Annotated in this window: 10 protein-coding genes and 1 pseudogene; 1 reads left to right on the top strand and 10 read right to left on the bottom strand. The window is 60.3% G+C overall.

Going from position 1 to position 14,003, the window contains the following annotated elements:
- Nucleotides 1-60: 60 nt before the first annotated feature.
- The 9 genes and pseudogenes from CCGE531_RS12840 to CCGE531_RS12880 all read right to left on the bottom strand — a co-directional run bounded on the left by CCGE531_RS12840 (nt 61) and on the right by CCGE531_RS12880 (nt 11,049).
- Nucleotides 61-1,290 (bottom strand): MFS transporter, encoded by a 1,230-nt coding sequence (locus CCGE531_RS12840; protein WP_120664509.1) that lies wholly within the window; start codon nt 1,288-1,290, stop codon nt 61-63.
- Between the two features lie 97 nt (nt 1,291-1,387).
- Nucleotides 1,388-2,119, bottom strand: a complete 732-nt coding sequence (locus CCGE531_RS12845; RefSeq protein WP_120666778.1) for a phenylalanine--tRNA ligase beta subunit-related protein — start codon at nt 2,117-2,119, stop codon at nt 1,388-1,390.
- 84 nt (nt 2,120-2,203) lie between these two features.
- Nucleotides 2,204-3,010: an AraC family transcriptional regulator gene (locus tag CCGE531_RS12850; protein ID WP_120664510.1), complete on the bottom strand. Its 807-nt coding sequence runs from the start codon at nt 3,008-3,010 to the stop codon at nt 2,204-2,206.
- A 105-nt stretch (nt 3,011-3,115) separates the two neighbouring features.
- Entirely contained in the window at nt 3,116-4,093 is a 978-nt protein-coding gene (locus tag CCGE531_RS12855; protein ID WP_120664511.1) for a DMT family transporter, read from the bottom strand.
- A gap of 138 nt (nt 4,094-4,231) precedes the next feature.
- The gene (locus tag CCGE531_RS12860; protein WP_245458842.1) at nt 4,232-5,632 is read right to left on the bottom strand and encodes a DUF930 domain-containing protein; all 1,401 of its coding nucleotides are present in this window, start codon (nt 5,630-5,632) and stop codon (nt 4,232-4,234) included.
- 268 nt (nt 5,633-5,900) lie between these two features.
- Nucleotides 5,901-6,139, bottom strand: a pseudogene (locus CCGE531_RS12865) (phosphotransferase); the annotation flags it as partial.
- 100 nt (nt 6,140-6,239) lie between these two features.
- On the bottom strand, nt 6,240-8,300 hold the full coding sequence (gene rpoD, locus CCGE531_RS12870) for an RNA polymerase sigma factor RpoD (RefSeq protein ID WP_120664513.1): 2,061 nt from the start codon (nt 8,298-8,300) through the stop codon (nt 6,240-6,242).
- A gap of 450 nt (nt 8,301-8,750) precedes the next feature.
- Entirely contained in the window at nt 8,751-9,788 is a 1,038-nt protein-coding gene (gene tdh / locus CCGE531_RS12875) for an L-threonine 3-dehydrogenase (protein ID WP_120664514.1), read from the bottom strand.
- 73 nt (nt 9,789-9,861) lie between these two features.
- Nucleotides 9,862-11,049 (bottom strand): glycine C-acetyltransferase, encoded by a 1,188-nt coding sequence (locus CCGE531_RS12880; RefSeq protein ID WP_120664515.1) that lies wholly within the window; start codon nt 11,047-11,049, stop codon nt 9,862-9,864.
- Between the two features lie 257 nt (nt 11,050-11,306).
- On the opposite strand from CCGE531_RS12880, the gene CCGE531_RS12885 reads away from it, so the two are divergent.
- Nucleotides 11,307-12,077 carry an SDR family oxidoreductase gene (locus CCGE531_RS12885; RefSeq protein WP_120664516.1) on the top strand — a complete coding sequence of 257 codons (771 nt, stop codon included), beginning with the start codon at nt 11,307-11,309 and terminating at the stop codon, nt 12,075-12,077.
- A 39-nt stretch (nt 12,078-12,116) separates the two neighbouring features.
- On the opposite strand, the gene recQ is transcribed toward CCGE531_RS12885, so the two are convergent.
- Nucleotides 12,117-13,997 carry a DNA helicase RecQ gene (gene recQ, locus CCGE531_RS12890; RefSeq protein WP_120664517.1) on the bottom strand — a complete coding sequence of 627 codons (1,881 nt, stop codon included), beginning with the start codon at nt 13,995-13,997 and terminating at the stop codon, nt 12,117-12,119.
- Between the last annotated feature and the right edge of the window lie 6 nt (nt 13,998-14,003).

The following is a 14,003-nucleotide window of genomic DNA, read 5'->3' on the forward strand; positions in this document are numbered from 1 at the left end:
TCTGCTGCGAGATGTAGGGCTGGAGAGCCTTGCGCAAGTGCGCCGAGGCGACAAAAGCCGTTAGCCTCTGAGCGTCTTCACCCTGGTCAGATCCGGAAAAAGCCGCATCCAGAGCAGCACCACGAGGATGGTGCCGAGGCCACCGACAATGCCGGTCGATACCGGCCCAAGCACGCTCGCCAGCATGCCGGACTCGAATTCGCCAAGCTGGTTGGACGTGCCGATGAAAAGCGAATTCACGGCATTGACGCGGCCGCGCATCGCATCCGGCGTGAGAAGCTGCACGAGCGAACTGCGCACGACGACGCTAACGGTATCGGATGCACCGACGACGAAGAGCGCGGCGACGGATAGCAGGATATTGCTCGACAGCGCGAAGACGACGGTGGCAACCCCGAAAATCAGCACCGCGAACAGCATCTTCTTGCCGACATCCGTCTGCAGCGGCCGTCGCGCCAGCCAGATCGACATGACCAGCGCCCCGATCGCCGGCGCGGCGCGCAAGAGGCCAAGCCCCCACGGGCCGGCATGCAGGATATCGCGCGCAAACATCGGCAGCAGCGCCGTTGCACCGCCAAGCAGAACGGCGAAGAGATCGAGCGAAATCGTGCCCAGCATGACCGGTCGGCTTTTGATGAAGGAGACGCCAGCAAAAACAGAGTTCAGCGTCATTGGTTCACGAGACGGAGCCTGTCTTTGCTCCAGGCGGATCGAGATGACATTGATGCTGGCGACGACATAAAGCGCCGCCGAAGCGGCAAAGGGCGCGACAGGGCTGACGCCGTAAAGCAGGCCGCCGAGCGACGGGCCGATGATGAAGGCGGTCTGCATCATCGAGGTGGAGGTGGCGATGGCCACCTGCAGCAGCGAGGACGGCACGATGTTTGGTAGCAGCGCCGCCATTGTGGGACGCTCGAAGGCCGTTGCCCCGCCCATAACGGCGACGGCTGCAAGGATCCCGGCGGGACCTATCCAGCGCTGCCAGACGGCCACGGCCAATACCAATGCTGTCAGCGCCTCGATCAACTGGCAGGCAAGACCGATGCGTCGCCGATCGAACCGATCGGCGACATGGCCGACGACGAAGGTCAAGATGACCATCGGCAGGAATTGGCAGAAGCCGACGAGCCCAAGGAAAAAGGCGCTGTGGGTCTGGTCATAGATCATCCAGCCCATGGCGACGGTCACGGACTGAAAGCCTATCGAGGAAAAAACGCGCGATGCCGCAAAGGAACGGTAGCCAGAGTGCCCGAGCACGCTCGGCCGGTCTTGAGTCTGCAGGGTATCCATGGGCCTTCTTGGTCCGCCTGCGCGGGTGCGCGGAGACTCGCTTTTCAATCGTTCGAAATTCTATCGAAGCCCCTGCTCTGCCTGAACCCGCGGCTTGTCAACCGCGTTTTTGCTGTCGTTGCGAATTCGTTGCAGATGACAGATCAAATCGCGGTGAAGACGGGCTGAGAAGCCCCTGCGTGGCAGTGATCGACCAGACGGCGGCCAGCTCCGCCGCAATTGCACCGACCAGCCTCGGAACGTCGCTGCGCGCCTCATCGTGCATCGCCTCCGCGACGATCAGCACGGAACGTGTGTCGTCGCGCACCGCAGATAGGCCGCTCTGCCGATTGGTCCAGCGCCGGGCATGCGCCTGTCCGGCCTTATCGGCAAAAATCACCTCTCGCGGTTCCGGATGCTCCGTCTCGCCGGAAAAAGTCAGGTAACTTTCACTGCCGTCGGCATGCCGCACTTCGAGATCACCGGATATTTTCGCGAGATCGAGAACGGCGACGGGAATGGCGAAGGCGATCGAAATGGCATTGCAGAGATCGACGAGCGAATGCAGCCGCGGCAACGATCCTTCCTGGCGAAACCGGCGAAGCAGCGCCTCGGACGCACAGCGATATTGCGTCGGCTTCAATCCCATCTTCGAAAACGTCCGCCGCCAGGCCTGTATTTCTGGCATTTCACTTTCGCTGCCCTGTGCCAGCCGCTCAGCGGCGATTGCATGATATCCGGCGATACGATCCGCGACGTCGACCTTGGAACCGATCCCCTCGGCGAACAGCACGCCGGGAACCAGCTCGGGAAACTCGCTCCACATCTCGTTCGAATGGCGGAAAAACATGGGCATCTCCTTCTGCATCGTTTTGCTTGTCGCCGCAGAAAACCCCGTCATCATCGTCCGGTCTTGAATAAAATTGCGGACGGCTCAACCGATGGCCGCGGCGTAGGCGCCTGGAGAAAGGCCGAAGTTGCGGACGAAAAGGCGCGTCATGTGGCTCTGATCGGCAAAGCCGCTGGCAAAGGCCGCTTCCGCCAGGGATGTGCCCGTGGCAATCAATCGTCGGGCTTCCTGAATCCGACGTTGCAGGAGATAGGCGTGAGGTGTGAGCCCCGTCGCCTTGGTGAAGGCTCGGAGGAACTGGAAATGGCTCAGCCCGCATAAATCAGCGAGTTCGGCGAGGGTCAAAGGAGCGGCTGGGTCGTCATCGATCAGATCTCGCGCCCGGCTGATGGCTGCGGGAACTGCGATGTCACGCAAGCTGCCTGCCCCCTCGCGCATTAAGGCAGCCACAAGCGACAGCAGCAAACCGTCCCGCAAGAGCGCATCCTGCGATGCGCTGCTTATTACAAGCGGAAACAAGGTTTTGAAGCACACAGCCATCTCGTCGTCGCGGACGACAGGCGATGGGAATTCCGCCGCTCCAAACCTGCCCTCCCCGAGATCGCGCAGCAGATCGCCGATCAGCCGAGGATCGAAATAGAGCATGGACCATGCGCGGCTCTCGCCGACGGGCATGCCGTCATGCACCTCGTTCGGGTTGACGCTGATCACGTCCCCGGCCTCGGCCTGCACCATCCCTCGTCCGCTGAGCGAAGCCTGCGCGCCGGCCTCGATAATGCCGATGCCGAACTGATCATGCGTGTGCTTGGGAAAACTATGGCCCGTCTCGGCGCTGACCGCTTCGATGCCAGCGACGTGGGAACGGTATATCCTGAACTGACCGGATCTCATCCGCACCGTCTTCCTATGCTGCCAATATCGCTGCAGCGATGGCAATGACGCATGCCATCGCCTTTGGAAGGCAATGATTGCGCGCCCGCAATCAGGAAGCAAGGCTCAACTGCCGCCGGCCGCTTTGTCGTCCTCCGCCGTCGCCAGTGCTGCTTCAGTGTTGCCGGCGACAGCGGCCGGCAGCGGCGTGCCGCGCTTGCGCTCCCGCGCCAGCGTCAGCAGGCCGGAGAAGATGATGAAGACGATACCGATGGCCATCGGCATGTCGATGCTGTCGTTGAACAACAGATAGCCGAAGGCAATCGCCCAGAGCATCTGGCTATATTGCGGCGGCGCGACCAGATTGGCGGGCGCCATTCGCGCGGCATTCAACAGCAAGACGCTGCCGAAGGCGCCAAGCAGGCCGTAGCTTGCGAGGAATATCCACTGTGTCGGCGTGGGCATCGTGACTTCGGAGAGCATGAGAAAGCCGCTGACGATGAGCGTTCCGAAGAGGCCGGCTCCGTAAAGCGAAATGCGCTTCTCCTTCGAGCCCAGCGCGCGGTTGATGACAATGGAGATCGCAGCCGCAAGGCCGCCGATCGCCGCGCAGAGATGACCGACCGAAAGCTCACGAAATCCGGGACGCAGGACGATCAACACCCCGACGAAACCGAGAATGACGGCCGTCCAGCGCTGCCAGCGCACATCTTCCTTGAGAAAGATCACCGAGAGAATGGTCACGAAGGACGGCAGCAGGAACAGCAGCGCAAACGCCTCCGCCATTGGCAGCATGGTGAAGGCGATGACGGAGCTGATGGCGCCGGCCGCGCCGCAAACGAAGCGCAGCAGCCACAAGGGACGGTTCGACGTCCTGACCATATCGAGCCAGCCATCCTCCCGCTTCTTCAGAAACGGCACGGCGGCAAAGCCGAACAGCGCGCCGATGAAGGCAACCTGATAGGAGGGAACCGCCCCATGCAGGATTTTGATCGAGGCATCGCTGAAGGCGAAGACGGCATAGGACGCGAAGGCCACAAGGACGCCACGCAGGGTGGAGCGGCCAACGGCCGCGGAGCTGGAATCGGCTGTAATCGAGGACATAGGAATCGTTGGAAAGTGCGATGGGAGGACACTGAATCAGATAGATACAGGCAATTGTATGATGAAATAGGCCGAATTTCGATTGGGGCCGGCAATAAACTATTGTTTCAACCGGACGCCCGAAGCGACTGCACAAGGTCAGTTTCCGAGAAAGCCTAATTTATCCAGCTGGCTCGGAGAAATACGTCCCCTGACCGTGTAGGAAAAGGCAGTAACCTTCAGGGCATCGCCATCCACTTCGCAGGTGAATGCCACTCTCTGCCAATCATTGGGAGTCTGCACGGCAACCCCATCTCCAAACAGGCTGGCATCGGAAACCATCGCCTGCGACAGCGCGGAATTTGCATAGCCAACAGCCTGCAGATCGTGGCGATATTGAAGCTTTTCCTCCGAATTGCAGAGGTAGGCAACGCGCTGTCGCCGCGGCAACTTCTTCCAGGCGTCGTATTCGCTTTTCGACAGACGTGCCATCTCGGCACCCGAATAAAGCTTCTTGGCCTGGATAGCCCTCTTCGGTGCAACCGATTTGGGAGCTTGCGATTCGGTGACCAATGCTGTGCCCCCAGTCGGATCGCCTTGGCTGCTCGAAGCGAGCTGATTGTCAGCACTCTGCTGCGCCGGAGATGGCCTGACCGCTGGAACGACGATCTGCGGTGGGTCCTTCGCCTCGTCCTTGGCCTGCTCGACCGGAGACTGCTGCTGTGGGTCGGATGATGACGCTTGGGCTGCAGCTTGTGCCTGCGGATCATTTTGATCGGCCATTGGTGCCTGCGGCTGCTGCACCTGCGAATCGGAAGGCTCGTTGGTTGCCAGGACATCGGGTGCGGCGGAAGAGGCTTGGGCGGTCGACCCGCCTGCCGGCAGCTGGGCCGCATTTGCCTGCTGATCCTTGGCCTCAGCCTGCTGCTTGGCTTCCTGAGCCTGTAGCGCCGCCTGCGCTTGGGCTTGGGCAGCGGCCTCCGCCTGTTGCGCAGCTGCTTTATCATTCGCCGGAGGTGTATCGCTCGGCTGCTCCGATGCTTCTGCCTCCTGCGTGGTGGTCGGGTCCTTCTGATCGCCCTTCATGTCCGGAAGGGGCGTTTCCGTAGCAGAAGGCTGCTGCTCGGCCTTCTCGACGGGCTTGTTAACGCCCGGATCGTCAGGTTTGGGTGCGGGCTTTTCCGTCTGCTCTTCGGGCTTATCGGCCTTGGCCTCATCAGGTTTGGCGGGAGGCTTCTCCGCCGGCTCCTTGCCCTGAGGGTCGGATTGCTTTGGCGGTTGGTCGTCCGACTTTTTTCCCTGAGGCTGCTGCGGCTCCTCTTGGGCTTCGGCCGTTTGCTGCGCCGGCTTCTCGTCAGGTTTTGTCGTCGGCTTCGGAGGCTGGTCGGGCTTCTCGTTCGCCTTCGTCGCAAGCTCCTGCTTTTCCTCCTGCTGCGGCACCAGCTCGACATTGACGCTCTGCTCGGGCTTTGCCTGCGGCGGTGCCGGCAGCAGCGGCAATAGAAAAATCGCGACAAACAGGACATGCAGAAGGATCGACAGGGCAAAGCCCGGCCTCATCTCCTTTTCCCGTTTTTCCGCAAGCTTTTCCATCGTTCAGCGGACGGCTCGCGAGGAGAAAGCAATCAAGAGGAAATTGCGCATTGATTCATTCGATCCTTGCCGGCAAACAGATCAGAAGAGGTTCAAGCCGCATATGGTATCCGACAACACGCCGCGAAAGAGGCATCTGTCGAAATCGAACTTGTCAGGCCGCCGCGCGATCCGCAATGGTGCAAAAACAAACCTGCGTGATCATATCTGGCGAAAACCGGCCGATCCACCGTTTGAAGAATTCGTCCAACAGTCGATAGTAAGCCATTTTTCCGCCTGTGGTTCGAAATTTCCATAAGCCTTCAAAAACTTGGAAACCGATCCCTCTCCAAAGTTGCGCTCGATGCTGCCGCAGGCAAGCGCGATATCCTGATGGCGATCGGCGACACCGAGGCGGCCGCAATCGATATAGCCGCTCAACTTGTCGCCATATGCCATGAAATTCGGAAGGCAGGCATCGACATTTCCATGAATTGCGGCTTGCCACGATCCGATTCCTGAGCCGATAGCGTCAATGAAAAGCCCGGCTCGCTTTCGCGAACCGGGCCTGATTTCATAGAGCTGCCGATGCAACTCAGCTGTCGAGGAAGCTTCTGAGCTTGCGGCTGCGGCTCGGATGCTTGAGCTTGCGCAGAGCCTTGGCCTCGATCTGGCGGATACGTTCGCGCGTAACCGAGAACTGCTGGCCGACTTCTTCGAGCGTGTGGTCGGTGTTCATGCCGATGCCGAAGCGCATGCGCAGCACGCGTTCTTCGCGCGGCGTCAAGGATGCTAGAACGCGGGTCGTCGTTTCGCGCAGGTTCGCCTGGATGGCGGCATCGATCGGCAGAAGCGCATTCTTGTCCTCGATGAAATCGCCGAGATGCGAATCTTCTTCGTCACCGACAGGCGTTTCGAGCGAGATCGGCTCCTTGGCGATCTTCAGAACCTTGCGCACCTTTTCGAGCGGCATGGCAAGCTTTTCAGCCAATTCTTCCGGCGTCGGCTCACGGCCGATTTCGTGCAGCATCTGGCGCGACGTGCGGACGATCTTGTTGATCGTTTCGATCATGTGCACCGGAATGCGGATTGTGCGCGCCTGGTCGGCGATCGAGCGGGTGATCGCCTGACGAATCCACCACGTGGCGTAGGTCGAGAACTTGTAACCGCGGCGATATTCGAACTTATCGACCGCCTTCATCAGGCCGATATTGCCTTCCTGAATAAGGTCGAGGAACTGCAGGCCGCGATTGGTGTATTTCTTGGCGATGGAGATGACGAGGCGCAGATTGGCTTCGACCATTTCCTTCTTGGCGATGCGCGCTTCGCGCTCGCCCTTCTGCACCATGTGCACGATGCGGCGGAATTCCGAGATGGAAATGCCGGTTTCGGTCGCAAGGTTCTGGATTTCCTGGCGGATATCCCGAATGGTGGTGTTTTCGCTCTTGGCGAATTCCTTCCAGCCGCGAGCAGCCAGATTGCCGATCGACTTCATCCAGTTCGGATCGAGCTCGGCACCCTGGTACTGCTCCAGGAAGCTATCGCGCTTGACACCATAGGATTCGGCGAGACGCAGCAGCCGCCCTTCGTTCTGAACGAGGCGCTTGTTGATGTCGTAGAGCTGCTCGACCAGAGCGTCGATACGGTTCTGGTTCAGCGACAGAGACTTGACCGACTTGACCAGCTCATCCTTCAGTTCCTTGTAGCGGCGCTCCTGTGCGGAAGACAGCGTACCGGAAGCCGACAGGCGCTGTTCCACCTGCTGATCCTGCAGCTTGCGCAGCTTCTTGTAGGTCTCGGCAATGGTGTCGAGTGTCGTCATCACCTGCGGGCGCAGCTCGGCTTCCATCGCGGCGAGCGAGAGGCTGGACTCGTCCTCGTCCTCTTCCTCCTCCTCGATCGGAAGGCCTTCGCCGCCGACATTGGTGATGTCGTCGTCGCCGCCAGGCGAACGGCCACGGCGGGCCTTTTCCTTTTCCTCGGCAGCCTTACGGTCCGCCTCGATCTTCTCGGGGCTCTGGAACTGCGGCGCAGCCTTGGCCTCGGGACCGGAATAGGTGGTTTCGAGATCGATGATCTCGCGCAGCAGCGTGGTGCCTTCGTTGAGTTCGTCGCGCCAGATAATGAGCGCCTGGAACGTCAACGGGCTCTCACAGAGACCGCCGATCATTGTCTCGCGGCCAGCCTCGATGCGCTTGGCAATCGCGATTTCGCCTTCGCGCGACAAGAGCTCGACGGAACCCATTTCGCGCAGATACATTCGCACCGGGTCGTCCGTGCGGTCGGTCGGCTCTTTCTTCTTGGCGGTGGCAAGCGCCGAACCCGTGGAAGGCGCCAGTTCGCCGCCCTCGCTCTCCTCGTCGCCGCCGGCATCGTCGTCGTCGCTTGGCGCGGCGCCGGCCTCTTCGACATCCTCATCTTCAATGACGTTGATGCCCATGTCGGAGAGCATGGACATTGTGTCTTCGATCTGCTCGGACGTCACTTCTTCGGACGGCAGGACGGCATTGAGCTCGTCCATCGTCACGTAGCCGCGCTTCTTCGCGGCCTTGATCATCTTCTTGACCGCGTCATCGGAAAGATCGAGAAGCGGGCCGTCGGAGGTGCCGTCGCGTTCGACTTCAGCTTCTTCGTTCTCTTTGACCTTGGTTGCCATCTCTATATCGTCGCTTTCCCTGACGCTGCAAACTTACACGCGGTGAAACATTCACTCTGACTGGCGCGCCCTGCACCAGCCGCGACTCACCGACGAACACCTAACGGAATGACCTTTAATGCCCGATTAACCACGATCACCGCTACCGGAGTGCAAAGCTGGATTGCGTTTGGATTTCCGGCCATGATATTAGGTGATCCGCTTGCTCCAGTTTACCGTTCTTTCCGAAGTTAAACGGTGATTCCCAGAATTTTAGTTCTCGTCAAGCTTTTCCAGCAAAAAAACCCGTTTAATGCGCGAAAAAGCCTTTTCCACAGGCTTTGGCGCGCCGCATTCAATTGTTTCCCGTATTTAGGAAGTCCCCGTACGATGACAAGAGCATACTAAGCAAAGGCTCACATTTCCGGCATCGGCAGGTATTGCCGACACCAAAAGTGTGTCCGAATGGCATCAATTCCAGTCCATTACGACCTTGCCGGAATTACCTGAGCGCATGGCTTCGAAGCCATCACGAAAATCATCGATGCCTATACGATGCGTGATGACGGGCGATACATCGAGACCACCCTGCACGAAGGCGATCATCTTGTACCAGGTCTCGAACATCTCGCGACCGTAGATGCCCTTCAGGTTCAACATCTTGAAGATGACCTTGTTCCAATCGATCTCGAAACCGGCCGGCGCGATGCCGAGAATGGCGATCTTGCCGCCATTGTTCATCTTGTCGATCATGTCGCGGAAGGCCGGAGCCGCGCCGGACATTTCCAGGCCGACGTCGAAGCCCTCGGTCATGCCGATGGATTTCATCACATCGGCGAGGTTCTCCTTCGAAGCGTCGACGACGTGATCGATGCCGACCTTGCGGGCAAGCGCCAGCCGGGTGGGATTGATATCGGTGATGACGACCTTGCGCGCGCCGGAACGCTTGGCGACCATCGCCCCCATGATGCCAATCGGCCCGGCGCCGGTGACGAGCACGTCTTCGCCAACCAGATCGAAGGAGAGCGCGGTATGCACCGCATTGCCGAACGCGTCGAAGATCGCGGCGATTTCATCCGGGATGTCGTCGGGGATCGGCACGACGTTGGATTCGGGAATGCAGACGAATTCGCCGAAGGAGCCGGGGCGATTGACGCCGACGCCGAGCGTGTTGCGGCAGAGATGGCCCCTGCCCGCGCGGCAGTTGCGACATTTGCCGCAGACGATATGCCCCTCGCCGGAGACGCGCTCGCCGACATGGTATTTCGTGACCGCCGAGCCGATTTCGGCAATCTCCCCGCAAAATTCGTGGCCGACGACCATCGGCACGGGGATGGTCTTCTGCGCCCATTGGTCCCAGTTCCAAATGTGGACATCCGTGCCGCAGATCGCCGATTTTTTGACTCGAATGAGGACATCGTTCGGCCCGACCTCGGGAACCGGAACATGCTCCATCCACAAGCCGACTTCCGGCTTGGATTTGACCAACGCTTTCATCATGTTCGACATTTGCATTTTCCCTTTTGGCTATCACCGAGGCCAACCTTCCTCTTCTCCCCGGCGGGGAGAAGAGGAGACTATGTTAAATGACCCCTAGCTCCCTGCCCGCTTCCGCGAAGGCCGCGATCGCCCTTTCGACATCCGCTCTCGAATGAGCGGCCGACATCTGCGTGCGGATGCGCGCCTGGCCCTTGGGCACGACGGGGAAGGAAAAGCCGATGACATAGACGCCCTTCTTCAACATCAGCGCCGCCATGTCCTGCGCGAGCTTCGCATCGCCGAGCATGACGGGGATGATCGCATGATCGGCGCCGGCGAGCGTGAAGCCGAGCTTCGTCATTTCGCTGCGGAAAAGTTCGGCATTGCCCTGAAGCCGCGCCCGCAACTCGCCGCCGTTCTCGATCAGATCGAAGACCTTCAGCGAGGCTGCGGCGATGACCGGGGCCAAGGTGTTGGAGAACAGATAGGGGCGCGAGCGCTGCCGCAGCCACTCGACGATCTCGCCTCTGGCGGAAGTATAACCGCCGGAAGCGCCGCCAAGCGCCTTGCCGAGCGTGCCGGTGATGATATCGATGCGGCCCTCGACGCCGCAGTATTCGGCTGATCCGCGGCCGTGAGCGCCGACGAAGCCGACCGCATGGCTGTCATCGACCATGACCATCGCGCCATATTTCTCCGCCAGGTCGCAGACGCCGCCGAGATTGGCGATGATGCCGTCCATGGAGAACACGCCGTCGGTCGCGATCAGCTTGAAACGGCTCCCCTCGGCCTTCTTCAGCTCCTCCTCGAGCGCTGCCATGTCATTATTGGCATAACGGAAACGCTTGGCCTTGGAGAGCCGAACGCCGTCGATGATCGAGGCATGATTGAGCGCATCCGAGATGATGGCATCATCCTCCGACAATAGCGTCTCGAACAGCCCGCCATTGGCATCGAAGCAGGAGGAATAGAGGATCGTCGCCTCCATGCCGAGGAAAGCCGAAATCCGTGCTTCGAGCTGCTTGTGCTCTTCCTGCGTACCGCAAATGAACCGCACGGAAGCCATGCCGTATCCATAGCGGTCGAGCGCCTGCTTTGCGGCCTCGGCAAGCTCCTCATTGTCGGCAAGGCCGAGGTAGTTATTGGCGCAGAAATTGAGGACGCGCGCACCGCCGAGGACAGCGATTTCACCGCCTTGCTTGGAGGTGATGACGCGCTCGGCCTTGTAGAGACCGGCTTCTTTCAAGCAAAGAAGCTCGTTGCGCAGGTGCGATAGGAATTCTGAGGTCATTGTCGCATTCCGATGCTGGTCATGGCGAAAACAGGCCGAGAAATACCATAGGATTAGCACAGCTGCCGCATTCACCAGCGGCAAAAATGCATGGAGCCATGACGCAGGCGCGATATGGCGGCTTGCGGCTTGGATGCTGTCGCCAAAATGCGCCTAAGCGAACCATTTTGGAGACTTCACCTTTGTAGCTATTGCCAAAATTACTTGACTGAGTCCATTATCTCTATGAGCACGGCTGAAGCCTGAATGAGGATGTCATGAGCATATTACAGAGATTTTCGCTGAAAGGACGCGTGGCACTCGTCACCGGCGGCGGACGCGGCCTCGGATTTGAGATGGCGCGGGGACTTGCCGATGCCGGCGCCCACGTCATCATCAACGGCCGGACTGCAGCCACCTTGAATATGGCCGTCGACACCATCCGGGCAAGGGACGGCTCCGCCGAAGCCGCTGCTTTCGACATCGGCGACCGCGAAGCGCAACGCGCGGCGATAAGCGACATCGAGAAAGATCACGGGCGGCTCGACATATTGATCAACAATGTCGGCGCCCGCGACAGACGTTCCCTGGCCGACTTCGACGACGAGGCGATCCTCGCTCTGCTCAACACGGACCTGGCCGCCTCGATCATGCTTTCGCGCGATGCCGCCCGCCTGATGAAGCGAAACAATCATGGCCGGCTGATCTCGGTCACCTCGATCAGCGGGCAGGTCGTCATGCCCGGCGACTGTGTCTATCCCGCTGCCAAGCAAGGACTGACCGGCCTCATGCGTGGCATGGCCGTGGAGTTTGGCCCGCATGGCATCACCAGCAATGCCATCGCTCCGGGCTGGTTCGCTACGGAAACCAATGCTGCGATGGCGGCGAATGAAGAGTTGACCCCCTTCGTGCGCCAGCGCATCCCCGTTCAGCGCTGGGGACGGCCGGACGAGATCGCGGGCGCTGCGCTGTTCCTCGCCAGCGACGCCGCCTCCTTCGTCAACGGCCATGTCTTGACCGTCGATGGCGGGATGACCGTGCGCATGTAGCGGCAAGACCGCGACGATTTCATGGGCAACAGAACAGCATCACCGCCCAGAGACATCCGCGATGACAGCGAGGAACGCATCCCCATAGCGCTCCAGCTTCGACTGCCCGACGCCCGATATCCCCAGCAGATCCTTCCGGTTTTTCGGCCGCTCGGTCGCAAAGGCGATCAGGGTCGTATCCGGAAAGACGACATAGGGCGGCACGCCCAATTCCTTGGCAATCCTGGTACGTTCGGCGCGCAAAGCATCGAACAGGACCTGCGCCTCGCCCGCAAGCCCATGTGCTTGTCTCTCCTGTCGCCCTGCCTTCTTGTTGCGACGGCCCGGTTCGGGCCGATCCTTGCGGAAGAAAACTTGCCGCTCGCGCTTGAAAACCGCCCTCGCCTGCTCCTCGAGCTTCATGGCGCCGAAGGCAGTGTGATCGATGCTGATGAAGCCGCTCGCCAATAATTGCCGGAAAATCGATTGCCAGGTGCGGGAGGGGATATCCTTTCCGGCGCCGAAGACCGGCATGTCGACATGACCGAAACGTTCGGTCTTCTCATTGACCGTACCCATCAGCACGTCGATGACATGGCCGGTGCCGAAACGCTCTCCGGTGCGATAGATAGCGGCGAGCGCCTTGATCGCCGCTTCCGTGCCGTCCCAGGTCTCCACGGGCTTGAGGCAGGTGTCGCAATTGCCGCAACCGCCGCCATGGGCCTCGCCGAAATGCGCGAGGATGGACTGCCGCCGGCAGCCGGCCGTTTCGCAAATGGCGAGCAGCGCATTGAGCTTCGCCCGCTCGACACGCTTGATCTCCTCGGATGCGGCGCCCTCATCGATCATTCGCCGCCGCTGGATAGCATCGGCCATGCCGTAGGCCATCCAGACATTCGAGGGCAAGCCATCACGCCCAGCGCGGCCCGTCTCCTGATAATAGGCCTCCACCGAGCCCGGCAGATCGAGATGGGCGACATAGCGCACATTCGGCTTGTCGATGCCCATGCCGAAGGCGACCGTCGCCACCAGGCAAAGATCTTCTTCCTTGAGGAACGCATCCTGGTTGGCGTCGCGAAGCGACCGGTCCATGCCGGCATGGTAGGGAAGCGCCCGGATGCCCTGCCCGTTCAGCCATTCGGCCGTGTCCTCGACCTTGGCGCGCGAGAGGCAATAGACGATGCCGCTGTCGCCGCGATAGCCGTCGAGAAAGCGCAGCAATTGCTGGCGCGGCTGATCGCGCTCGACAATCTCGTAGGCGATGTTCGGGCGGTCGAAGCTGGTGGTGAAGACCTTGGCATTGTCGAGAGCCAGGCGCTCTATGATGTCGTCGCGGGTATGAGGATCGGCCGTGGCCGTCAGCGCGATGCGCGGCACGCCGGGAAAGAGCTCGGCAAGCCTGCCGAGATCCCGATATTCCGGCCTGAAGTCATGCCCCCATTGAGAGACGCAATGCGCCTCGTCGATCGCGAAAAGCGCGATCCTGGCTTTGCCGAGCATCTGGCGGAAACCCTCCGTCGCGATGCGTTCCGGCGTTACGTAAAGCAGATCGAGCTTGCCTGCGGAAATAGCGCGATAGACTTCGCTCGCCTCCTCGCGCGATAGCGACGAATTCAAGGCGGCGGCGCGAATGCCGAGCTGCTTCATCGCTTCCACCTGATCCCGCATCAGAGCGATCAAAGGCGAAACGACGATGCCGACACCATCGCGACAAAGGGACGGAATCTGGAAACACAGCGATTTGCCGGCCCCGGTCGGAAACAGCACGACCGCATCGCCGCCGGAGACGACATGCTCGACGACCTGTTGCTGCTTGCCGCGAAAGGCGGAATAACCGTAGACGCGCTTCAGGACATCGAGCGGCGCGGGCGCGTCGATGCGGTCGCCGAACAATACGTCGTCTGCGGAAAATCGCGGCTCTTGTCTTTCAGGCTGTGGCATCTATTC

It is taken from the genome of Rhizobium sp. CCGE531, from assembly GCF_003627795.1.
GTDB lineage: Bacteria > Pseudomonadota > Alphaproteobacteria > Rhizobiales > Rhizobiaceae > Rhizobium.